This is a genomic window from Enterobacter quasiroggenkampii, assembly GCF_043972695.1.
GTDB lineage: Bacteria > Pseudomonadota > Gammaproteobacteria > Enterobacterales > Enterobacteriaceae > Enterobacter > Enterobacter quasiroggenkampii.
Map to the genome: position 1 here is coordinate 2,803,007 of NZ_CP143745.1, position 24,970 is coordinate 2,827,976.

The 24,970-nt window shown below is 60.7% G+C and carries 7 protein-coding genes; 4 read left to right on the top strand and 3 right to left on the bottom strand.

The genetic code is table 11. From position 1 onward, the window contains the following. Positions 1–274 precede the first annotated feature (274 nt). Positions 275–1,069 (top strand): YdcF family protein, encoded by a 795-nt coding sequence (locus tag V1572_RS13475; protein WP_045353960.1) that lies wholly within the window; start codon positions 275–277, stop codon positions 1,067–1,069. A gap of 49 nt (positions 1,070–1,118) precedes the next feature. On the opposite strand, the gene gap is transcribed toward V1572_RS13475, so the two are convergent. After that, a complete protein-coding gene (gap, locus tag V1572_RS13480) occupies positions 1,119–2,120 on the bottom strand; it encodes a type I glyceraldehyde-3-phosphate dehydrogenase (RefSeq protein ID WP_023327422.1) in 1,002 nt (333 codons plus the stop codon). A 189-nt stretch (positions 2,121–2,309) separates the two neighbouring features. On the opposite strand from gap, the gene cybB reads away from it, so the two are divergent. Beyond that, the gene (gene cybB / locus V1572_RS13485) at positions 2,310–2,840 is read left to right on the top strand and encodes a cytochrome b561 (protein WP_021242559.1); all 531 of its coding nucleotides are present in this window, start codon (positions 2,310–2,312) and stop codon (positions 2,838–2,840) included. Between the two features lie 89 nt (positions 2,841–2,929). Here the strand turns inward: cybB and V1572_RS13490 are convergent, their stop codons facing one another. Further along, positions 2,930–3,997, bottom strand: a complete 1,068-nt coding sequence (locus V1572_RS13490) for an oxidoreductase (RefSeq protein ID WP_262801725.1) — start codon at positions 3,995–3,997, stop codon at positions 2,930–2,932. 13 nt (positions 3,998–4,010) lie between these two features. Beyond that, a complete protein-coding gene (locus V1572_RS13495) occupies positions 4,011–4,754 on the bottom strand; it encodes a DeoR/GlpR family DNA-binding transcription regulator (protein WP_023618764.1) in 744 nt (247 codons plus the stop codon). Positions 4,755–5,494: 740 nt separating this feature from the next. Here V1572_RS13495 and V1572_RS13500 point away from each other — a divergent pair. Both V1572_RS13500 and V1572_RS13505 read left to right on the top strand, forming a co-directional pair. After that, positions 5,495–6,832 carry a TolC family outer membrane protein gene (locus V1572_RS13500; RefSeq protein WP_045910489.1) on the top strand — a complete coding sequence of 446 codons (1,338 nt, stop codon included), beginning with the start codon at positions 5,495–5,497 and terminating at the stop codon, positions 6,830–6,832. Positions 6,833–6,953: 121 nt separating this feature from the next. After that, positions 6,954–24,959, top strand: coding sequence for an Ig-like domain-containing protein (locus V1572_RS13505; protein ID WP_395299210.1), 18,006 nt, complete (start codon positions 6,954–6,956; stop codon positions 24,957–24,959). The last annotated feature ends 11 nt before the right edge of the window (positions 24,960–24,970 follow it).

Consider the following 24,970-nt stretch of genomic DNA (forward strand, 5'->3'; position numbering starts at 1 on the left):
AGGTGCAACCTGTGTTGATAAAAAAGGTTGTGAAATTGTTAAGCAACTTAGGGTTGGATGTTGTCTTTGGCAAGCGCAGGGGGGATAAAACTGGTCAGATCACGGCGAAATAAGCAGCGTTGGGTGCTTTTTCATGACGCCTGCACAATACAATGTTTTGTAGGGCTGGAAATCAAAAGCATAATAGGCAGGTGCAACCCGATGATTTTTGGATGTTTCTGGTTATTTCAGAAAAATGATAAATTCGGCGCTTCAACAACGTGAGGAGTTCACCATGGTTCAGCCCCATTTTCCCGTTCTGGCGGATGCCACGCTGGCGGCTTTCAATACTGTCGGTGAATGGCTGGCGCAGGACGACCTGAGCGCGACGAGTCCGCTCCCGGAAGTCGATGCGGTGATTCTGGCCGGAAACGCGGTGATCCCCACCATTGACGCGGCCTGCCGTATTGCCGCCCAGAGAGATGTACCGCTTCTGATCAGCGGCGGCATCGGCCATTCGACCCCCTTTTTATATACCGCCATTGGCAATCATCCGCGTTACCACACCGTACCGGTCACCGGGCGGGCCGAAGCGAGCATTCTTGCCGACATTGCGCGGGCGTTCTGGCAGATCCCCGAGGCGCGTCTGTGGGTTGAGGATCGCTCCACCAACTGCGGTGAAAACGCGCGCTTTAGCTGGAACATGCTGAAACAGCATCATCGAACGACCGGGCGGGTGCTGGTGGTGCAGGATCCGACGATGCAGCGCCGCACGATGGCGACGTTTGCCCGCGTGTGTCGTGATGAGCCCGATTCACCGCAGTGGATAAGCCATCCCGGGTTTACGCCGACGCTGCAAAACGGTAACGAGGGCGTGGAATTCAGCGAGGGCCACACCGGACTGTGGCCCGTTGACCGTTACCTTTCACTGGTTATGGGGGAGCTGCCGCGCCTGTATGATGACGCCAACGGCTATGGCCCGGCCGGGCGGGATTATATTGCTCACGTTGAATTCCCCGAGGCCGTCACCGCCGCGTGGAAACAGCTACAGCAGGATCCTGTCCTGAAGGGCGCACGTAAAATAATTTAGGCACGGAACAATCCCCTCGCCCCATTGGGGAGAGGGTGAGGGGGAAAAATCACAGCGCCGCAAACTTATCCAGCGTCCGCACCAGTTGCGTCACAAACCCATACTCGTTGTCATACCAGGCAACGGCTTTCACCAGCTGAAGGTCTCCCGCTTCTGACACCTCCGTCTGCGTGGCGTCAAACACCGAACCATAATGCGAGCCAATCACATCTGACGACACAATCTCTTCATCGGTATACCCGAACGATTTATTGCCCTGAGTGGCCTTTTTCAGCGCGGCGTTAATCTCCTCAACGGTCACTTTCTTGCCCAGAATCGCCACCAGTTCGGTCACGGAGCCCGTTTTAACCGGCACACGCTGGGCGTGGCCTTTCAGTTTGCCGCTGAGCGCAGGGATCACCAGACCAATGGCTTTGGCGGCGCCGGTGGTGTGCGGAATGATATTCTCTGCCGCCGCCCGGGAGGCGCGAAGATCTTTCCCGCGCGGGCCATCCACCAGCGCCTGGGTACCGGTATAGGCATGAATGGTGGTCATGGTGCCCACCTTAATTTCAAACGCGTCGTTCAGGGCTTTTGCTAGCGGGGCGAGGCAGTTGGTGGTGCAGGAGGCGACGGAAATAATGGTATCACTGGCGTCAATGGTCTCGTCGTTCACGCTGTAGACGATGGTTTTCATGTCCCCCGCGGGCGCAGAGATCAGCACCTTCTTCGCGCCCGCGTCCAGGTGCGCCCGTGATTTCTCTTCAGACGTATAAAAGCCGGTGCACTCCACAACGATATCCACGCCCGCGGCTTTCCACGGAATGTGCTTTGCCTCTTTTTCGGCATACACCGCGATGGTTTTACCGTCAACGATCAGCGCATCCTCGGTGAAATCCACGCTCCACGGGAAGCCACCGTAGTTGGAATCGTGCCTGAGCAGGTAGGCCAGCACTTTGGGAGAGGTGAGGTCGTTGATGGCGACGACGGTATTACTGTCCTGGGTTTCAAGAAGGCGGCGCAGAACAAGACGTCCGATGCGTCCAAATCCGTTAATGCCAATTTTACTCATGGTGTTCTCCTGTAAACGTGTCGATGTGACAGTTTGAACTCATCCAGGCTTAGACCATCACGGGCAGGGCGGCAATTGAAGATGCTTCATGCGGGAGGATGTATTTGAAAAACCATACAGAAAAGTTAATGAATTTTTAAGGAAAGGAGATTATGTTGGCGCGGTAACTGTTTTTAATCGAGAAATCACATGCGCACTAAATATACAAGCCTGCAAATTGGCATCCACTGGCTGGTGTTTCTGTTAATCATCGTCGCCTACTGCGCCATGGAGTTCAGAGGTTTCTTCCCGCGCACCGCGCGCCCGACGATCAACATGATCCACGTCTCATGTGGGATCAGTATCCTGGTGCTGATGGTGACGCGTCTGCTGGTTCGCCTGAAATTCCGTGCACCACCGATTCAACCGAAGCCAAAAGCGATGGTGACGGGGATGTCTCATCTGGGGCATCTGGTGGTGTATCTGCTGTTTATTGCGCTGCCGCTGATTGGCATTGTGATGATGTATAACCGGGGCAGCGACTGGTTTGCTTTTGGCCTGGCGATGCCGCATGCGGCGGAGTCCAATTTTGACCTGGTAGATATGCTGAAAGAGTGGCACGAGACGCTGGCAAATCTGGGCTATTTTGTGATTGGCCTGCACGCGGCGGCGGCGCTGATGCATCACTATTTCTGGAAAGATAATACTCTTCTGCGCATGATGCCGAAAAAGCGTTCGTAGTCTTCTCGCCCGGCGGCGCTTCGCTTGCACGGGCCTACAAACGGCTCTGAATCGTAGGCCGGGTAAGCGCAGCGCCACCCGGCTTGTTTTTAACCCAGCAAAGCACGCTCTTCAACTGTTAATGCCAGCGCCTGGGTTGACCCCGTCTCAGACGACTTCACCGCCGCTTCCAGCACGGCCATCACCGCTAATGCCTCAACCGGGTGGACCGGATTGGTGATTTTCCCAAGCAGCGCGTCACGCACGTTGATGTAATACTGGCGCTGATCGCCTTTCGGGGTAGGGATCGTCTGCGATGCGCCGTCAGCGCCAAAGAACACCATACTGTCGCTGTCTTCGCCCCAGGCTTCACTCCCAGGGATAACCCCGGAGAGCAACTGTGCTTCCTGCTGATCGATTCTGGCCTTCACCACGCTGCCCTTGTCCCCGTGGACGGCAAAGCGCGCCGTACCGCCCGCCACCAGCATGCTGGCGTGCAGAATCACCTTATGCTCCGGATAGTTTAAGACCACGTGCGCCCAGTCGTTGATTTCTGCGCCGTCGCGCAGCGTCGCGATATTCCCCTGAACCGACTGCGGCAGACCAAAGAGCTGTAGCGTCTGGTCGATAAGATGAGGCCCCAGGTCAAACCACAGGCCGCTCCCGGGGACATTCTGCTCGCGCCAGCGCACGCGCACTTCCGGGCGGAAGCGGTCGATATGCGACTCCAGGTGCTTAACCTTGCCGAGCGTGCCTTGCTCAATGACCTGCTTAATGCCGAGGAAATCGCTGTCCCAGCGGCGGTTGTGGAAGACAGAAAGCAGTAGCTGCTTTTCCTCCGCCAGCGCAATCAGGTCGCGGGCTTCCTGCATGTCGAGGGTGAAAGGCTTATCCACGACCACGTGTTTACCTGCGTTCAGGGCCAGCGTCGCCAGCGGGGCGTGCGTGGCGTTGGGGGAGGCAATCACCACCAGGTCAACATCAGGATGCTGAATAGCCTCTTCAGGGGTGGCGACCACCTCTACGTCCGGCAGATCGCGTTTCACCTTCTCTTCATCACGAGAAGAGACCACGGCCAGCTTAAGCCCGTCCACAGACTGGATTAACGGGGCATGGAAAGTTTTGCCCACAAATCCATACCCGATCAGCGCAATGTTAATTGTTCGAACTGTACTCATGAACTTCTCCACGTTAATTCGCGCACACCGTGACCTGCAATGCGCCAGGGTCCCCAAGCTCAGGCCAGGGACGATCTAAAAAGAGTTGTTGAATGTTAGATAACCCGGAAACCAGATACGGTTCGCAGCGGTTGACTTTCAGGTGGTCGGCAACAATCCAGTGCGCATGGCTTGCGTCTAGCATCGCGCGTTTAACCTCGGCATCCGCTTCTTTACCGGCGCTCAAACCGAGTTCAGCATGAATGGCGCACGCCCCGAGGATGGCGATATCTGCCCGATAGCGGGACAGCAAGGACAAGGTGGCGCTTCCGGCAAACAGGCGCTGCTTATGGTCCCATTTCCCGCCGAGCAGGATCAGTTCAACGTCTTCCCGGTCGCTAAAATGCTGGGCGATATCCAGCGACGTGGTAATGACGGTCAGCGGCCCGCGAAGAAAGGAGGCGACAGCCATCACCGTGCTGCCCGCATCCAGAAACAGGGTAGAACCCGCAGGAACCTGCTGTGCGACCTGTTTTCCCAGGCGCTGTTTGGTTTCCGGCAGCAGCGTATTGCGGCCCTGGCGATTCATGGCGGAAAGATTCAGCGCGATGGCCCCACCGTGGTTCTTCTGCGCCAGCCCCTGGTTTTCCAGGTCGGTCAGATCCCGACGGATGGTATCGGCTGAAACCTGCAGCTTTTCTGCCAGCTCGGTGATGCTGGCCTGGCCTTGCTCGCTCAGGATATCCAGAACGTGGCGTTGTCGTGCGGTTTTGTGCATCGGTCTGCGTTCCTGCAAAATGTCGCAATAGTTTGCATAATACAGCATTTTAACGCAGAGAAAAGGGCAACGTCGTTTTGATGTCGTGGAGAGGCGTGATGATTCAGATGCGTGATTATTAAAATTGTATTAACCAGGTATAAGTAAGCTGTTTTGAATGTTAACCACAATGTTATTGTTATGTTTTATTTAACGATTTGGGTTATGTAACCACTACACTCCTATTGTCTGGATTTTTATTCTGTTAAATGTTTCTAGCGTGGTTTTTGATTGCTTTAATTAGTTTATTAATAGCATTAAATTCTAATTTTGCTGGTTTGGCTACTTAAATTGACACTTCTTTGAAAATCTTTGTGTCTGACCCGCCCGGAAATTAACGCAAAAATGTGCAGGTGACGAATTAAGAATTTTCCTTAAATAACAGTCGGTTTATATGTTTCATCTGAAAGGTCATTTTAAGAGTTTTGTCCAGAAACCCCATCTTTTTTCTTAATTGTAACACCACATTAACATTGGGGGTGTAGTGGCTTATAACGCATTTTGTTATGCTGCTAACCACTTTAGGAAATAAGTAAATTCTTAATTTAAATAAGACGCAGGCAGATCTCATCTCCAGAGGAAATGGGTATGGGGAGTTTTACCTAAAATTCGGCAAGGATGCGAAATAAGATATTTGTCTAATTATCTATACCTCTTTTTGGGTAATTGCTTCAGTGTCACTCAGAGTCAGGGAGATAAAAATGACGATATTGCGAAAGCCTATGTTACGTCGATTTACAGCAGCACTGGCATTCATTTCATTAGCCATAAATACGGCGTACGCCAATAGTAGTCAGGTGGGTATTGCCCCGGTTGCCACGACAACCTTAAAAGAAAGTATTCTTTTTGCTATCGATCGCGATCCGTCGATTAGTCAGCAGGCCGCGCAACTCGGTATTGGTCAGGCGCAAATAGATGAAGCGCGCAGCGGCTGGATGCCGCAAATATCGCTGAACGGCAGCACGGGCCATAGCCAGACCACCGATTCCAGCGGGTCGCTGAAGAATTCAGCCGCGTGGGGGCTGAGCCTGACGCAGCTGATATATGACTTTGGCAAGACCAATAACAGCATCAGCCAGTCTTCCGCCCAGCGCGATAGCTATCGCTACCAGCTGATGAGCACACTCTCTGACGTGGCGGAAAAAACGGCGCTGAGCTATGTCGAGGTCAAACGCTATGCCGATCTGCTGCAGGCGGCAAAGGAGAACGTTCAGGCGCTAAAAAATGTTGAGCAACTGGCAAAGCTGCGCGCCGACGCGGGCGTGAGCTCGACCTCCGATGAGCTCCAGACCCGCACGCGTATTGCCGGCATGCAGGCGACGGTCGCGCAGTATCACGCCGCCTTAAACAGCGCCCGCGCAAGGCTCGCGGTATTAACCGGAATGCAGGCCGATAACTTTTCGCCTGTACCCGCAAATCTCGCGGTTGAGCCTGATTCGCTCAACCGCATTGATTATTCGCTGATACCGGCGGTTATGGCCGCGCAAAACATGGAGCGCTCAGCCCAGTATGGCGTGGAAACGGCGAAGTCCCAGCACTGGCCGACCTTAAGCCTGAAGGGCGGACGTACCCGTTACGAGTCGGACAACCGTTCGTACTGGGACGACCAGATCCAGCTCAACATTGACGCACCGCTTTATCAGGGCGGCGCGGTCTCTGCACGCGTGCGGCAGGCTGAAGGGGCACGGGCCATGGCCTCCTCTCAGGTCGATCAGGCGCGTTTCGATGTCCTGCAAAAAGCCTCCGTCGCGCAGGCGGACTGGACCGGTGCACGGGGAAGAATGGAGGCCGGGAAACAGCAGCTGGAAAATGCCCTGCGCGCCCGTGATGTCTATAAAAATGAGTACACCCTGAGCAAGCGGAGCATTAACGATCTGCTCAGCGTTGAGCAGGATGTCTGGCAGGCCACCTCGGCGAAAATAATCGCTGAGTATGATGGCTGGAGTTCGGCAATTAATTATGCTTCCGCGGTTGATAATTTAATGCCGCTTATTGGAATAGAGAAAAACGCTGCCGCAAAACTACCCGATTTGAGTTAAAAAAAGACGCGTATTGTCGCGAAAAATAAGTCTGAAAATAATGGGTGTTTTTTCCCAGGGATAGCTACATCCGTCTGGTGGACATATCCACAGGAATCCGTACACCTGCAAGGAGAGAAATATGAGTAACATAAAGGTTGTTGATGTCATCATTCGCAAAACGGCGGAGAAAACGAAATTAACCGGCGAAGGGAATTTGTCGGTCTCTATTTCATCCCCGAGCGTGATTGAAATCCAGGGTTCTGCTCAGGATGTGGCGCGTTATGTCCGTCAGGGGAAAGACCTCCTCATTTATATGAAAGATGGCAGCGTGATTCGCTGCAATAACTATTTTGTTGAAGATCCTGAAACGCATACTCAGTCAGAGCTGGTATTCAACGATCGTCAGGAACTGACGCATATTTCTTTTGCCGATGCCGGGGAAGCATCAGGCGTGGCGGTGACCGAGTTAACCGCGCAGGCCACACCGATTAGCAGCATTCAACCTTTCCTGGAGCAGGAAAGCGTCTTAAGCGATGCGCCGTGGGGCTGGATTGCGGGAGCTGCATTAGGCGGCGGTGCCATCGGGGCGCTGCTGGCAAACGGCGGCGACGGCGATACTAAAACAAAAGTTATTGATAATACGAAAGAGGTGGAAAGCGCCACGCCAACCTTCCTGCTGTCGGATAAAGCGGGCGACAAGCAGGGCGTGCTGACAGCAAACGCGATCACGGATGACAACACGCCAACCTTTAGCGGTACCGGTCAGCCGGGCGCGACGATCCAGATTAAAGACAGCAGCGGCAGCACCATCGCCAGCGCCATGGTGAGTAAAGAGGGCACCTGGACGGTAAAATTACCGACCCAGACGGACGGGGAACACACCTGGTCGGTGGTGCAGATCGACGGCAGTAAGACTACCGATGCGGGCAATATCACCGTAACGGTCTCGACCGCCGAGGCCGCCATTACGCTGGCCACCACGGCGGGCGATAACGTGCTTAACGCCAGCGAGCAATCCGCAGGCTTTACGCTCTCCGGCGCCAGCAAGAATCTGGCGCAGGGCACCGAACTTACCGTGACGCTGAACGGTAAAACCTACGGGGCCGTGGTGGGCGCTGACGGGACGTGGAGCGTTAACGTACCCGCGGCCGACGCGCAGGCGCTGGGCGATGGCACCTGGACGGTCAACGTCAGCGGCAAAGACGCGGCGGGTAACACCGTGAGCGGCAGCCAGACAATCGGCGTGGATACCGTCGCGCCAACCCTCTCTGTCGATACCCTCTCGCAGGACAACATTATTAATGCCGCCGAGCACAGCCAGCCGCTGACGCTGACCGGCAAAACGAATGCGGAAGCCGGTCAGATCGTCACGGTCACGCTGAACGGTAAAAACTACAACGCCACGGTGGGCAGCGACGGCACCTGGTCCGTCACGCTTGCGGCGGGCGATGTGCAGGCGCTCAGCGAGGGCAATCACACCCTGACGGTGAACGTCAGCGATAAAGCGGGCAACGGCTCGTCTGTCACCGCCGATTTTGCGGTGGATACCACCGCGCCGGTCGTCACCATCGATACCGTGGCGGGCGACGATATTCTCAATACCAGCGAGCAGGGCCAGGCGCAGATTATCTCCGGGCAGGCAAACGGCGCCGCCGCGGGGGATGTGGTCACCGTGACCGTTGGCGGCCAGTCCTTCACCGGCGTGGTGCTGGCGGACGGCAGCTGGAGCGTAGGCGTTCCGGCGTCCGTGCTGGGCGCGCTGGGGGAAGGTAACCATACGATTTCAGTTTCCGTGACCGACGCGGCAGGCAACACCGGCAGCGCCACACACGGCATTACGCTGAGCGGCAACCCGCCAGAATTTACGATTGATGCCATTAGCCAGGACAACGTGTTGAATGCTCAGGAGGCAATGCAACCGCTGAGCCTGACCGGCACCAGCAACCTGCCTGACGGCAGCGCCATCACCGTGACGCTGAACAACGTCAGCTATCAGGCCACCGTTGAAAACGGCATCTGGGCGGTCCAGGTGCCGGTTTCCGACGTCCTGAATCTGGCGAACACCCTTTACACCGTCAGCGTCAGCGGTACTGACAGCGTGGGTAACAGCGGCTCTGCCGCGGCGACGCTGCTGGTGGATACCGTGCTGCCGCAGGTGATCATCAACACCTTTGCGGGGGACAACCTGGTCAATAACGCCGAAGCGGGTGTGGATCAAACGCTCAGCGGTCGCGTCACCGGCGCGGCGGCGGGCGATACCGTTTCTGTCACCGTGGGCGGAAAGAGCTACACCGCCACGGTGGGCAGCGATCTGACCTGGAGCGTAAAAATCCCGTCAGCGGATCTTCAGGCGTTCGGCGACGGCGATTTAACCTTCACCGCGTCGGTGACCAATTCGCACGGCAATACCGGTACCGGCGAGCGCGATATCAACATCAACGCACAGCTGCCGGGCCTGCGTGTGAACACCATTTCCGGCGATGACGTGGTCAACGCCATTGAGCAGCAGCAGGATCTGACCGTCACCGGCTCCAGCACCCATCTGGCTGCCGGCACGCAGATTACCGTCACCATCAATAACGTTGAGTACGTTACCGCGGTGAACGCCAGCGGCCACTGGCAGATCGGCGTCCCGGCCGCGGACCTGCAGGCCTGGACGGCGGGAGAGGTGACGGTAAGCGTCAGCGCTGAAGATGCCTGGGGCAATACCGTTGCGGCTGAACACCCGATTGAACTCGATCTGAACGCCGTGGCGGTCACCATTGATACCGTCTCCGGCGACGACCTGCTGAATGCGGCAGAAAAAGGCGCCGATTTAACCCTTTCCGGCCAGACGCAGGGCGTGGAGGCGGGGCAGACCGTGGTGGTGAAATTCGCCGACCAGACCTTTACCGCACAGGTGCAGCAGGACGGCTCCTGGAGCCTGACCGTGCCTGCCAGCGCCATGGAAACCCTGATCGACGGGCGCGCGCAGGTGAGCGTCAGCGTCACGAACGTCAACGGCAACAGTGCCGACGCGTCGCGCGTGGTCACGGTGGATACGCTGCCGCCAGCGATTACGCTCGATAATCTGACCGCCGACAACATCATCAACGCGGCTGAGGCGCAGCAGGATTTAGCCTTGAGCGGCACCAGCAGTGCGGAAGCAGGCCAGACGGTCACCGTGACGCTGAACGGCAAAACGTACCAGACCACGGTCCAGACGGACGGTACCTGGCAGCTGATCGTACCGGCGGCTGATGTCGGCGCCCTCAACGATGGCATCGTGACCGTGACGGCCACCGTGAGCGACGTGGCGGGCAACAGCAGCAGCGCCGACCGCGTGGGTCTGGTGGACGCGACCGTGCCGCAGGTGACCATTAACGACTTTGTCACCGACACTAACACCGTTAACCAGCTCGCCCATTCACAGGCGCAGATCCTGAGCGGCTCCGTCACCGGTGCGGCGGCGGGCGACCTTGTGACCATTACCATTAACAGCGTCGATTACACCACCGTGGTGGATGCAGCGGGCAACTGGAGCCTTGGCCTGCCGGCGTCCGTCGTGCAGGGGCTGACGGACGGCACCTGGACCATCGACGTCTCCGTGACCGACAGGTCCGGCAATACCGGAAGCACTTCGCTGGATGTGGTGGTGAATACCGTGACGCCTGTCATCGGTATCAACACGCTGGCGGCAGACGACGTGATTAACGCGACCGAGAAAGGCGAAGATCTGCAGATTTCCGGCACCAGCAACCAGCCGGAAGGCACGACCATTACGGTGACCCTGAACGGCATACACTATACGGCCACCGCTGACGCCAGCGGCAACTGGAGCCTGACCGTTCCGGCGGCAAACGTCTCGGCGCTGGGCGAAGCGAATTACACCGTGACGGCGAACGTCACCGATAGCGTAGGCAACAGCGCCTCAACCTCGCACGATGTGCTGGTGGACAGCTCGCTGCCGGTGGTAACGATCAACACGCTGGCGGGCAACAATATCGTTAACGCGGCGGAAGTGGTGGCGGGGCAAACCCTTTCCGGTAAGGTGACGAACGCGGCGGCAGGTGACACTGTCACGATTATCCTCGGCGGTCAGACATACACGGCAACCGTGCAGGACGATCTCACCTGGAGCCTGCCGTTAACGGAGAGTCAGTTCACCGCGCTCGGCAACGGCGATCTCACCGTATCGGCCAGCGTGACCAACGGCCACGGCAATACCGGCTCTTCTTCTCTCGACTTCACCATCGACGCCCAGCTTCCGGGGCTACGTATTGATACGGTCGCAGGCGACGACGTGATTAACGTGATTGAACACGCGCAGAACCTGATTGTGTCCGGCACCAGCACCGATCTGGCGGCGGGCAGTGCCGTGACCGTGACCATCAACGGCAAAGCGTATTCCGCAACGGTGCTGGCAGACGGCTCCTGGCAGGCGGCGGTACCGGCGGCGGACGTGTCCCAGTGGGCGGATGGCTCGCTGGATATCAAGGCAAGCGCGCAGGATGCCTCCGGCAACCCGGTAACCATCGGGACCGTCGTGGACGTCGATCTCGCGCCGGTCGCCATCACCATCAGCAGCGTGACCGACGATAACGTGCTTAACGCGGCGGAAAAAGGCCAGGATCTGGTGCTGTCCGGTACGACATCCAACGTTGAAGCGGGCCAGACCGTCACCATCACCTTCGCAGGGAAAACGTATACCACGACGGTGGATGGCAATGGCGACTGGACCTGGACCGTTCCGGCTGCCGATCTGAGCGGCCTGAAAGAGGGCGACGCCAGCGTGCAGGTCAGCGTCACCAACGTGAACGGCAACACGGCCTCTTCGGCGCAGGCATTCAGCGTCGACACCACCGCGCCGACGGTGACCATTAACACCATCAGCGGCGATAACATGCTGAATGCGGCTGAGGCGGCGCAGGATCTGACCCTGAGCGGGACGTCTACGGCCGAAGCAGGCCAGACGGTCACCGTGACCTTCAACGGCAATCAGTACAGCGCGCAGGTGCAGGCGGACGGCAGCTGGACGCTCGACGTGCCTGCGGCGGATCTGGCAGGCATTACCGACGGCAGCGCGGCGGTCACGGCGACCGTGTCCGATAAAGCAGGTAACCCGGCCAGTGCGGGATCCTCGGTGCTGGTGGACACCACCGTGCCGCAGATCACCTTCAACATCGTTGCCGGCGACGACATCGTGAATATTGCCGAGCACGGCCAGGCGCTGATCGTCTCCGGTAAGGTGACGGGCGCGCAGGCGGGCGACGTGATTACCGTGACCCTGAACGGTAAAGACTACACCGCCATGCTGGACGCGTCCGGCAACTGGAGCGTGGGCGTTCCGGCGGCGGACGTGGGCGCGCTGGCCAATGGTGACCAGACGATCTCCGCGACCCTCACCGACAAAGCCGGTAACAGCGCCACTGCGACACACGAATTTGACGTCTCCCTGACCGCGCCGGTCATTGCCATCAATACCCTGGCGGTTGACGACGTGATCAACGCGACCGAGAAAGGCCAGGATCTGCAGGTATCCGGCACCAGTAACCAGCCGGACGGAACGACCATTACGGTGACCCTGAACGGAATCAGCTATACGGCCACCACCGACGCGAGCGGGAACTGGAGCGTGACCGTTCCGGCGGCAAACGTCTCGGTGCTGGGCGAAGCGAGCTACGTCGTGACGGCGAGCGTGACTGACGCCGCGGGCAACAGCGCGAGCACCGGCCACAGCGTGCTGGTCGACAGCGCGCTGCCGCAGGTCACCATCAACCCGGTCGCCACGGATGATGTCATTAACGCCGCGGAAGTAGCTGCCGGGCAGACCCTGAGCGGGAAAGTGAGCGGTGCGGCGAGCGGTGACACTGTCACAATTTCCATCGGCGGCAATATCTATACTGCGACGGTTCAGGACGATCTGAGCTGGTCGGTCAACGTGCCGTCCTCGGTCTTAACCGCCATCGGTAACGGCGATCTGACGGTGTCAGCCAGCGTCACCAACGGCCACGGCAACACCGGCACCGGCGAGCGCGACATCAGCATCGACGCAAACCTGCCGGGCCTGCGCGTCGATACCGTGGCAGGCGACGATGTGATCAATAGCATTGAGCACGCTCAAAACCTGGTTATTACCGGCTCCAGCGACGGACTGGCGAGCGGCTCCGCGCTGACGGTCACCGTCAACGGCAAAACCTACGCGGCCACCGTACTGGCGGACGGCACCTGGACGGCGGCCATTCCGGCGGCAGACGTCAGCGCGCTCGGCGCGGGCACGGTTACCGTGACCGTGGAGGGGCAAAGCGCGGCGGGGAATCCGGTGACCATCAGCCATGACGTGAAGGTGGATCTGGCGGCAGTCGCCATCAGCATTAACCCGATTGCCTCTGACGACGTGATTAACGCGGCAGAGAAAGGCGCGGACCTGGTGCTGTCCGGCTCCACCACCAACGTGGAAGAAAACCAGACCGTTACCATCACCTTCGGCGGCAAGTCGTACACCGCGACGGTCGATGCCGACGGCAACTGGACGGCTACCGTACCGTCTGCCGACGTGGGCAGCCTGAAGGACGGCGACGCCAGCGTGCAGGTGAGCGTGACCAACGTGAACGGCAACAGCGCGTCGGCGGGCCGTGAGTACAGCGTGGACGCGACCGCGCCGACGGTGTCTATTGAAATCATCAGCGACAACAACATCATCAATGCGGCTGAAGCGCAGCAGGATCTGGTGATAAACGGCGTCACCAACGCCGAAGCGGGCCAGACCGTCACCGTGACCCTGAACGGTGTGGACTATACCACCACCGTGCAGGCCAACGGCAGCTGGAGCGTGACCGTGCCGTCCGCGGATCTCAACGGTATTACCGACGGGAACTACACCGTCAGCGCTGCCGTATCGGACAAAGCGGGCAACCCGGCCTCCGCGGATCGCGACGTGCTGGTGGATACCACCGTTCCACAGTTGACCATTCACACCGTGTCCGACGACGACGTGATCAACAGCGCCGAGCATGCGCAGGCCCTGATTGTCACCGGTTCCGTGACGGGCGCGGCGGCGGGCGACGTGGTCACGGTCACCCTCAACGGCAAATCGTACACCGCCACCCTGGACGCCTCCGGCAACTGGAGCGTGGGCGTGCCTGCGGCGGACGTCACCGCGCTGGCCGCCGGGGATTACACTATTACCGCGGCGCTGACCGATAAAGCGGGCAACAGCAACAGCGCCACGCACGGCGTGGAGGTGAACCTGACCGCGCCGGGGCTGACCATTGACACCGTTTCCGGTGACGATGTGATCAACAACACAGAGAAAACCCAGGACCTGACCCTCTCCGGTACGGCTTCCGGCCTGGCGGCAGGCGCGGTGGTGACCGTGGTGCTGAACGGCAAAGCGTACAGTGCGCAGGTGGACGATAACGGAAAATGGACCACCACCGTTCCGGCGAGCGAAGTCGGTCAGCTGGGCGAGGCGCTTTACACCGTCACCGCCTCGGCGACGGACAGCGTCGGTAACAGCACCAGCGCGTCGCACACCGTAAACGTGGAGTCCGTTCTGCCGGGCGTGATCGTCAACACCATTGCGGGCGACGACGTGATTAACGCCGCCGAGCTGGCTGCCGGCCAGACCATCAGCGGTAAGGTGGTGAATGCCGAAGCGGGCAACACCGTGACCGTGACCATTGGCGGCAACAGCTACACCGCAACGGTGCAGAGCGATCTCACCTGGTCCGTTAACGTGCCGTCGGACGTGCTGACTGCGCTGGGTAACGGCGATTTGACGGTGTCGGCCAGCGTGACCAACGGCGTCGGCAACAGCGGATCCGCTGAGCGCGATATCACTATCGACGCTAACCTGCCGGGCCTGCGCGTGGATACCGTGGCGGGTGACGACGTGATCAACAGCATCGAACACGGGCAGAACCTGATTATCACCGGCACCAGCGACGGGCTGGCGGCGGGCGCGGCGCTGACCGTGACCGTCAACGGCAAAACCTATCCGGCGACCGTGCTGGCGGACGGCACCTGGCGCGCGGCGATCCCGGCTGCGGACGTGGGTGCGCTGAATGCAGGCACGGTCACCGTGACCGTGGCAGGCCAGAGCAGCGCCGGTAATCCGGTCTCCATCAGCCATGATGTGACGGTGGACCTGGCGACCGTTGCCATCAGCATCGATGCGATTGCCGCCGACGACGTGATTAACGCCGCCGAGAAGGGCGCGGATCTGGTGCTCTCCGGGGCGACCTCGAACGTTGAGGAAAACCAGACCGTTACCATCACCTTCGGCGGCAAGAGCTACACCGCGACCGTAGGCGCTGACGGCAAATGGACGACCACGGTGCCAGCCGCCGACCTGGCGGGTCTGAAAGACGGCGACGCCAGCGTGCAGGTGAGCGTCACCAACGTGAACGGCAACAGCGCCTCGGCGGGCCGCGAGTACAGCGTGGATGCGACCGCGCCGAGCGTGACCATCAACACCCTGGCGACGGACGACATCCTTAATGCCGCCGAAGCGAAGAGCGATCTGACCGTGTCCGGTACCAGTACCGCCGAAGCGGGCCAGACAGTCACCGTGTCGTTGAACGGCAAAGACTACACCACCACCGTCAGCGCGGATGGCAGCTGGACGCTGAACGTTCCGGCGGCCGATGTTGCGGCCCTGACGGACGGCAGCGTGACCGTGACCGCAAGCGTCAGCGACAAGGCGGGTAACCCGGCGTCCGTGGACCACAACCTGACGGTGGATGTGACCGTTCCTGCGGTCACTATCAACACCATCGCGGGTGACGATGTGATTAACGTGGCTGAACACAGTCAGGCACACGTTATCAGCGGCACCGCCACCGGCGCGGCAGCGGGCGATAAGGTGACCGTCACCATCGGCGGCCAGACGTACACCACCGTGCTGGACGCGGCGGGGAACTGGAGCGTGGGCGTACCGGCCAGCGTGATTTCCGGCCTCAGCGACGGCACCGTGACCGTCACGGCGTCGGTCACCGACGCGGCGGGCAACACCGGCACCGGCAGCCATAACGTGACCGTCGATACCGGTCTGCCATCGGTCAGCTTCAACGCCATCAGCGACGATAACGTGCTGAACGCGGTGGAGAAAGGTCAGGATCTGAGCGTGAGCGGCACCAGCGCCAACCTGGCGGAAGGCACCGTGGTGACCGTGACCCTGAACGGCAAAAACTACACGGCGACGACTGCGGCAGACGGTACCTGGAGCCTGACGGTTCCGGCGGCGGATCTGGCCGGTCTGGGTCAGGCCAACTACACCCTGAACGCGACCGCCACCAACGGGGTGGGCAACAGCGTCAGCAACACCGCGAACCTGCTGGTAGACACCGCGCTGCCAACGGTCACCATCAACACCGTGGCGGGCGATAACGTCATTAATGCGGCGGAAGTGGCCTCAGGCCAGACCCTGAGCGGCACCGTGGCGAATGCCGAAGCGGGCAATACCGTGACCGTGACCATTGGCGGCAACAGCTACACCGCAACGGTGCAGAACGACCTGACCTGGTCCGTCAACGTGCCGTCTGACGTGCTGACCGCGCTGGGCAACGGCAGCCTGAGCGTGACAGCGACCGTCACCAACGGCCACGGCAACACCGGCACCGGCGAGCGCGAGATCGCGATCGACGCTAACCTGCCGGGCCTGCGCGTCGATACCGTCGCGGGCGACAACGTGGTCAACAGCATTGAGCATGCGCAGAACCTCATTGTTACCGGCTCCAGCGACGGGCTGGCACCGGGCACGGCGCTGACCGTCACCATCAACGGCAAAGACTATGCGGCCACGGTGCTGGCGGATGGCAGCTGGAGCGCGGCGATCCCGGCTGCTGACGTGAGCGCGTGGCCGGAAGGCACCGTCAAAATCAGCGTCACTGGCGACAGCGCTGCGGGCAATCCGATTACCATCAGCCACGATGTGACGGTAGATCTGGCGACCGTTGCCATCAGCATCAATGCGATTGCCACCGACGACGTGATTAACGCGGCGGAGAAGGGCGCGGATCTGGTGCTGTCCGGTGCGACCATCAACGTGGAAGCCGGGCAGACCGTGACCATCAGCCTGAACGGCAAAATCTATAGTGCGAAAGTAGACGACAGCGGCAACTGGACCTGGACCGTACCGTCTGCGGATCTGGCTGGCCTGAAGGACGGCGACGCCAGCGTGCAGGTGAGCGTCACCAACGTGAACGGCAACAGCGCCTCGGCGGGCCGCGAGTACAGCGTGGATGCGACCGCGCCGAGCGTGACCATCAACACCTTGGCAACGGACGACATTCTCAATGCCGCCGAAGCGAAGAGCGATCTGACCGTGTCCGGCAGCAGCTCTGCCGAAGCGGGCCAGACGGTGACCGTGTCGCTGAATGGCAAAGACTACACCACAACCGTCGGCGCAGACGGCAGCTGGACGCTGAACGTCCCGGCGGCCGATGTTGCGGCCCTGACGGACGGCAGTGTGACCGTGACCGCATCGGTAAGCGACAAGGCGGGCAACCCGGCGTCCGTTGATCACAACCTGACGGTGGACGTCACCGTTCCGGCGGTGACCATCAGCACCGTGGCGGGTGACGATGTGATTAACCTTGTTGAGCATGGCCAGGCGCACATCATCAGCGGTACCGCCACCGGCGCGGCCGCGGGCGATAAGGTGACCGTCACCATCGGCGGCCAGACGTACACCACCGTGCTGGACGCGGCGGGGAACTGGAGCGTGGGCGTTCCGGCGAGCGTGATTTCCGGCCTCAGCGACGGCACCGTGACCGTGACTGCGTCCGTCACCGACGCGGCGGGCAACACCGGCATCGGCACGCATAACGTGACCGTCGATACCGGTCTGCCATCGGTCAGCTTCAACGCCATCAGCGGTGACAACGTGCTGAATGCGGTGGAAAAAGGTCAGGATCTGAGCGTGAGCGGCACCAGCGCCAACCTGGCGGAAGGCACCGTGGTGACCGTGACCCTGAACGGCAAAAACTACACGGCGACGACCGCGGCAGACGGCACCTGGAGCCTGACGGTCCCGGCGGCGGATCTGGCGAGCCTGGGCGAAGCCAACTACACCCTGAGCGCGGCCGCCACCAACGGCGTGGGCAACAGCGTGAGCAACACCGCGAACCTGCTGGTAGACACCGCGCTGCCGGGCGTCACCATCAACACCGTGGCGGGCGATAACGTCATTAACGCGGCGGAAGTGGCCGCGGGCCAGACCCTCAGCGGCAAGGTAACGAACGCGGAAGCGGGCAATACCGTCACCGTGACCATTGGCGGTAACACCTACACCGCGACGGTGCAGAGCGATCTGACCTGGTCCGTGAACGTGCCGGAGTCCGTCCTGACGGCGCTGGGCAATGGCGATTTGACCGTGTCAGCAACCGTCACCAACGGCCATGGCAACACCGGGACCGGCGAGCGCGACATCGCGATCGACGCTAACCTGCCGGGCCTGCGCGTTGATACCGTGGCGGGCGACGATGTGATCAACAGCATCGAACATACTCAAAACCTGATCGTCTCCGGCACCAGCGACGGGCTGGCGGCAGGCACAACGCTCACCGTGACCGTCAATGGCAAAACTTATGCGGCCTCCGTGCTGGCAGACGGTTCCTGGAGCGCGGCGATCCCGGCGGCAGACGTCGCGGCCTTCGCAGCAGGTACGGTCACCGTGACCGTTGCAGGCCAGAGCGCGGCGGGCAACCCGGTGACCATCAGCCATGACGTGACCGTCGATCTGGCGGCGGTGGCTATCAGCATCGATGCGATTGCCACCGACGACGTGATTAACGCAGCGGAGAAAGGTGCGGATCTGGTGCTCTCCGGCAGCACCTCGAACGTGGAGGAAAACCAGACCGTTACGGTTACCTTCGGCGGCAAGACGTACACCGCGAAGGTGGATGCTGACGGTAACTGGACGGCCACCGTGCCGTCCGCGGATCTCGCGGGCCTGAAAGACGGTGACGCCAGCGTGCAGGTGAGCGTCACCAACGCGCACGGCAACAGCGCCACGGCGGGCCGGGAGTACAGCGTGGACGCGACTGCGCCAACCGTGACCATTGATACGGTCGCAGGCGATAACGTGATTAACGGCAGCGAAGCGGCTGCGGGCGTTGCTATCTCCGGCACCACCACGGCGGAAGCCGGGCAGATGGTCACCGTGACGCTGGGCGGTAAGAGCTATACCGCCCAGGTGCAGCAGGGCGGCGTCTGGAGCGTGAACGTTCCGGGCAGCGATCTGACCGCACTGGCGGATAGCGGCTACACCGTGCAGGTGAGCGTGAGCGACGCGGCGGGTAACCCGGGCAGCGCGGGTAAGACGATTACGCTTGATACCACGCCGCCGACCGTCAGCTTTAACGTGGTGGCGGGCGATGACGTGATTAACAGCGTGGAGCACGGCCAGGCGCAGATCGTCAGCGGGTCGGCAACCGGCGCGAACGTCGGTGATAAAGTGGTTATCACCCTCGGTTCGCACCAGTACACCACTACCGTTGACGCCAGCGGCAACTGGAGCGTGGGCGTTCCGGCCAGCGTGATTTCCGCCCTGACCGACGGCACCGTGACCCTCAGCGCGACCATTACCGACAGCGCGGGTAACAGCAGCACCCAGACCCATGACGTGGTGGTCAACACCGCCTCCGTGGCGCTGACGGTGAACACCGTTAGCGGTGACGACGTCATCAACGCGGCTGAAGCCGGTTCGTCACTGGTGATTAACGGCTCCAGCGCGCAGTTCGCCAGCGGGACCCAGGTCACCGTGACCCTGAACGGCAAGACCTATACCGCCACGATACAGAACGACGGCACCTGGACGACCACCGTACCGGCCGCCGACGTGGGCGCCCTGGCCGATGGTGCACGCTATCAGGTGTCCGTATCGGCACAGGACAGCGCGGGCAACAGCGCGTCGGCAACGCACGGCATCAGCGTGGATACCACTGCGCCGGTGGTGAGCATTGGGACGCTGTCGGTTGACGACATGCTGAACGCCGCGGAAGCGCAGCAGCCGCTGACCGTGCACGGATCTTCCAGCGCGGAGGCGGGTCAGACCGTTACCGTGACGCTGGGCGGCAAAACCTACACTGCGCTTGTCGGCAGCGACGGCACCTGGACGCTCGACGTGCCGGCAGCCGACCTGGCCGCCCTGAGCCAGGGCGCGCTGACGGTCACTGCCTCGGTCAACGATAAAGCGGGTAATAACGGCCAGACCACGCACACCTTAACAGTGGATACCGTTGCGCCAACCGTAACCATCAGCACCGTGGCCGATGACGATATCGTCAACAACGCGGAGCAGCTGGCGGGCCAGACCATCCGCGGCACGACCACGGCGGAACAGGGCCAGACGGTGACCGTCTCCTTCAACGGGCACAGCTATCAGGCGACCGTCGGGGCAGACGGATCGTGGTCGGTCTTCGTGCCGGGCCGTGATTTCCTCGGCCTGAGCGACGGGGAGTACACCATCACCGCGTCGGTGAGCGACAAGGCGGGCAACCCGGGCAGCGCAACGCACGACGTGACGCTGAACGGCGATGTTCCAACCATCACCATTAACACCTTTGCGCAGGACGACATCGTCAACGCCGCCGAGCACGGCACGCCGCTGGTCATCAGCGGCACCACCGATGCGCCGGCAGGCCAGACGGTGACCATCACGCTGAACGGTAAAACCTATGCGGCTACCGTCCAGAATGACGGTACCTGGAGCTACACGGTGGGAAGCGCTGACGTGACCGCGCTGGCAGACGGCGGCTCGTACGTGATTAACGCGCAGGTCAGCAATACCATCGGCAACAGCGCCAGCGATAACCATACCGTCACGGTCGATCTGACCGCGCCGTCGATGGGGATCGCTATTGATTCGCTGCAAAACGACACCGGCCTGAGCGCAACGGATTTCATCACCAACGACAGCCAGGTCGTCGTCAACGGCTCGCTGACCGCGCAGCTCGGCAATAACGAGAAGGCGCAGATCAGCCTCGACGGCGGCGTCACCTGGATTGACCTGACCGTGACCGGCACCACCTGGCGCTACGCCGATGGCCGCACCCTGACGGACGGTACGTATCAGTACCAGGTCCGCGTGATTGATAACGCGGGCAACGTGGGGGCCACGGACAGCCAGGACGTGGTGATTGACCTGACGAAGCCTGCGGCAACCACCATTACCGTGGATTCCATTACGCAGGATACCGGCCTGTCCGGCAGCGACTTTATCACCAGCGACAACCAGATCAGCCTGAAAGGGACGCTGGGCGCGGCGCTGGGCAGCGGCGACCACGCGCAGATCAGCCTTGACGGGGGCGTCTCCTGGACCGACGTCAGCGTCAGCGGCCTGAGCTGGACGTTTGTCGATGGCCGCACGCTGGCTGACGGGGATTACAACTACCAGCTGCGCGTGATTGACGATGCGGGCAACATCAGCGCCACCGCCTCTCAGGTGGTGACCATTGATACCGTTGCGCCGGACGCCAGCAAAACGATCGCCATCGACAGCATCAGCGACGATACCGGCCTGAGCAGCAGCGACTTTATTACTCGCGACACGTCCCTGACGTTGCACGGCTCGCTCGGCGCGACGCTGGCCGACGGCGAATACGCCCAGATCAGCATCGACGGCGGCGTCACCTGGCAGAACGTGATCGTCACCGGCAACAGCTGGTACTACGTCGATAGCCGCACGCTGGGTAACCAGACCTATGACTACTACGTCCGCGTGGTGGATGCCGCCGGTAACGTGGGGGCCAGCGCCCATCAGCAGGTGACCGTCGATACGGTCGCCCCGGATGCGGCGATTACGGTGACCGTGGATAACATCACCGTCGATACCGGCTTCGACAATAACGACTTCCTGACCAGTTCGACCTCGTACACGCTGCACGGAACGCTCGGCGCAGAACTCGGCGCGGGTGAATTCGTGCAGGTGAGCATGGACGGCGGCACGACCTGGGTATACGCCACCGTAAGCGGGACGCAGTGGAGCTACAGCGACACGCGTACCCTGACCGACGGCAGCCATAACTACCAGGTGCGGGTCGTTGACCTGGCGGGGAACGTTGGAGCCACCACCTCGCAGGCGGTGACGGTGGATACGCAGGCGCCGCAGTACGGCGTCACTATCGACAGCATCAGCGAAGATACCGGCCAGTCCGGCAGTGATTTCATCACCATGGACACCACGCTGACCATCAACGGTTCGCTGGGCAGCGCGCTGGCAAGCGACGAGCGCGTACAGATCAGCCTCGACGGCGGGAATACCTGGCTCGATGCCACGGTCACCAACCAGCGCTGGAGCTACACCGATACCCGCGATCTGCCTGACGGGGACTACACCTACCAGGTGCGGATTATCGACCAGGCGGGCAACGTGGGTTCCACCGCGTCTCAGGTCGTCACGGTAGACACCACGCCGCCGACCACGGTTGGCACGGTCGTGAGCTATACCGACGGTGAAGGTGAGCGTCAGGGCACCTTTGGCAGCGCGGTGGCCACGGACGATAACTCGCCGCTGATCAACGGGACGCTTAACCGCGCCCCGGATGACGGCGAGATCGTGCAACTTTACCGTGACGGGGTTCTGCTCGGCCAGGTGACCATGAACGGCAGCGCAAGCTGGTCCTTCCAGGATAACGGCCTGAGCGACGGGAATCACACCTACATCGTGCGCGTCACCGACAGGGCCGGAAACTACACGGAATCCGACGGCTTTGTGCTGAACGTTGATACCAGCATCCCGACCACCACGGCGGCGATCACCGCGCAGACCACGTCGGATACCACGCCGATTGTCACCGGTACCGTCTCCGCTGACCTGGTGAACGGTGAATATCTGGTGGTGACGGTGAACGGCAAAACCTACACCTCCCAGACGGGCGGTGCGGTGGTGGTCGACCCGGATCACAACACCTGGTATCTGCAGATCCCGGACGGCGATGCGCTGGGCGTGGCGAGCTACAGCGTGACCGCGCAGGTGAAGAGCAGCGCGGGTAACGGCAACACCACGGGTACGGCGACCGGCAGCCTGGTGATTGATACCACCTCGGTGAACACCGACTGGGCAACCACGGCGGGGAACAGCAACAACTCCACCATGACCCTCGGCATGAACAGCAGCGGTCTGTGGAATATCATCGCTAACGGCCAGTCTTACTCCAGCAGCGATAGCTCGACCTATGCCGGCAATACGCTGACTAACACCCGTAACTACTACGTGGTGAGCCAGACCGCCGCCGACTTTGACCGTAACGGCACGCAGGACATTTTCGCGACGGAAAATACCTACGCCGGGTCAACGCAGGTGATGTGGACCTACGATGGCAGCACCTATAACGCCAGTCAGCTGGCAATGGGGACCACCATCTGGTACGGCGGTGTGATTGCGTACGATAAAACCGGGGATGGGTATCTGGATCTGGCGTACGGCGATGCCGGTATGGACTCCCTGACCTATCTGGTGAACAACAAGGGTGTCCTGTCTCCGGACGGCACCGGTGGAGAAGGCGGTTTCTACGGCCAGTTTGATTCCGGGCGCGAAATCTCCGGCGTTGACCTGAACAACGACGGTACGGTGGATATTGTTCAGCACACCAACCGCAGCGGCGCGTACTCGTTAACCGTGATCAACAACAACGGCAACGGGACGTTATCCATCGGTCAGAACCTGACGAACGTGTTTGTGGCTAACGCCTCGAATACCACCACGGCGGCGTCCATGACGTGGGCGGACTTCAACGGCGATGGCTACATGGATCTGTACCTGGGCAGCAGCTACAACAACAACGGCGGGGTGATCTACTACAACGACGGTACCGGGAAGCTCTCGGCCACCAAGAGCGCGGTCGAGGCCTCTAACGCCTCGGCGGGCTATCTGTCGGTGGCGGTGGACTGGAACGGTGACGGGCAGATGGACATCGTCAAGCTCAGCACCTACGGCGGCTCGCAGACGGCGACGCTGTTCACCAACAACGGCTACGGCTCCACCTGGACCTCAAGCCAGCTGGCGTCCGGCATTGCTTACGCCACCGGCGTGGCGGCAGTGGACTACAACTGGGACGGCGCGCAGGATCTGCTGGTCTCTCAGCAGAATGGCAAGGTGGTGCTGGTGCAAAACAGCAAAACCATTGCTGACGGCACCGCGATGCATCTGCACATTGTCGACAGCGAGGGCATCAACGCCTACTACGGCAATACGGTCAACCTGTACAACGCCGCGGGCGTGCTGGTGGCCTCGCAGATCATCAACGCCCAGTCCGGTATCGGGTCGAACGACACCTCCGCGCTGGTGAGCTTCTACGGGCTGGATCCGAATGAAACCTATTCGGCCGAGATCCTGAAGCTCACCAACGGCGTGTCGGATAACGTCACCTGGAGCGGTCTGGAAGCGGGCAACGGCAAAGAGGGCTACGTCCTGACGGCCGAAGCGGCCACCGGCGGCCACAGCGGAACCATTACCGGAACCGGGTATAACGACACCTTTATCGCAGAGCAGGGTACCTATACCTACAACGGTTCCGGCGGCTGGACTACCCATTCCGACCATGACACCTGGAGCAACACCGGTGGGATGGACGTGGTGGATTACCGCAATGCGACCTCTGGCGTGACCGTTGACCTGCGCCTCTCAACCGCGCAGGACACCGGCTTCGGCACCACGCGTCTGCTGAACATTGAAGGGATTAACGGCTCGGATTACGACGACGTCATCACCGGCAACAGCGGTGATAACCGGTTCGAAGGCCGCGGCGGAAACGACACCTTCAACATCGGCAGCGGCGGCCACGATACGCTGCTCTACAAGCTGATCAACGCCTCGGATGCCACGGGCGGTAACGGTCACGACGTGGTGAACGGCTTTACGGTCGGCACCTGGGAAGGGACGGCGGACACGGATCGTATTGACCTGCGCGATCTGCTTTCCGGCAGCGGCTATACCGGCACGGGCTCGGCGAGCTACGTGAACGGCGTGGCCACGCTGGACAGCAGCGCGGGCAATATCAGCGATTACATCCGCGTGGTGCAGAACGGCAGCAATACCGAGATTCAGGTTGACCTTGACGGTACCGGTGGTCAGTTCTCGCCAACCACCCTGGTGACGCTGAACGGCGTGCAGACGGATCTGGCGACGCTGCTGGCGAACCATCAACTGTTAATTGCGTAAAACAACGCCGC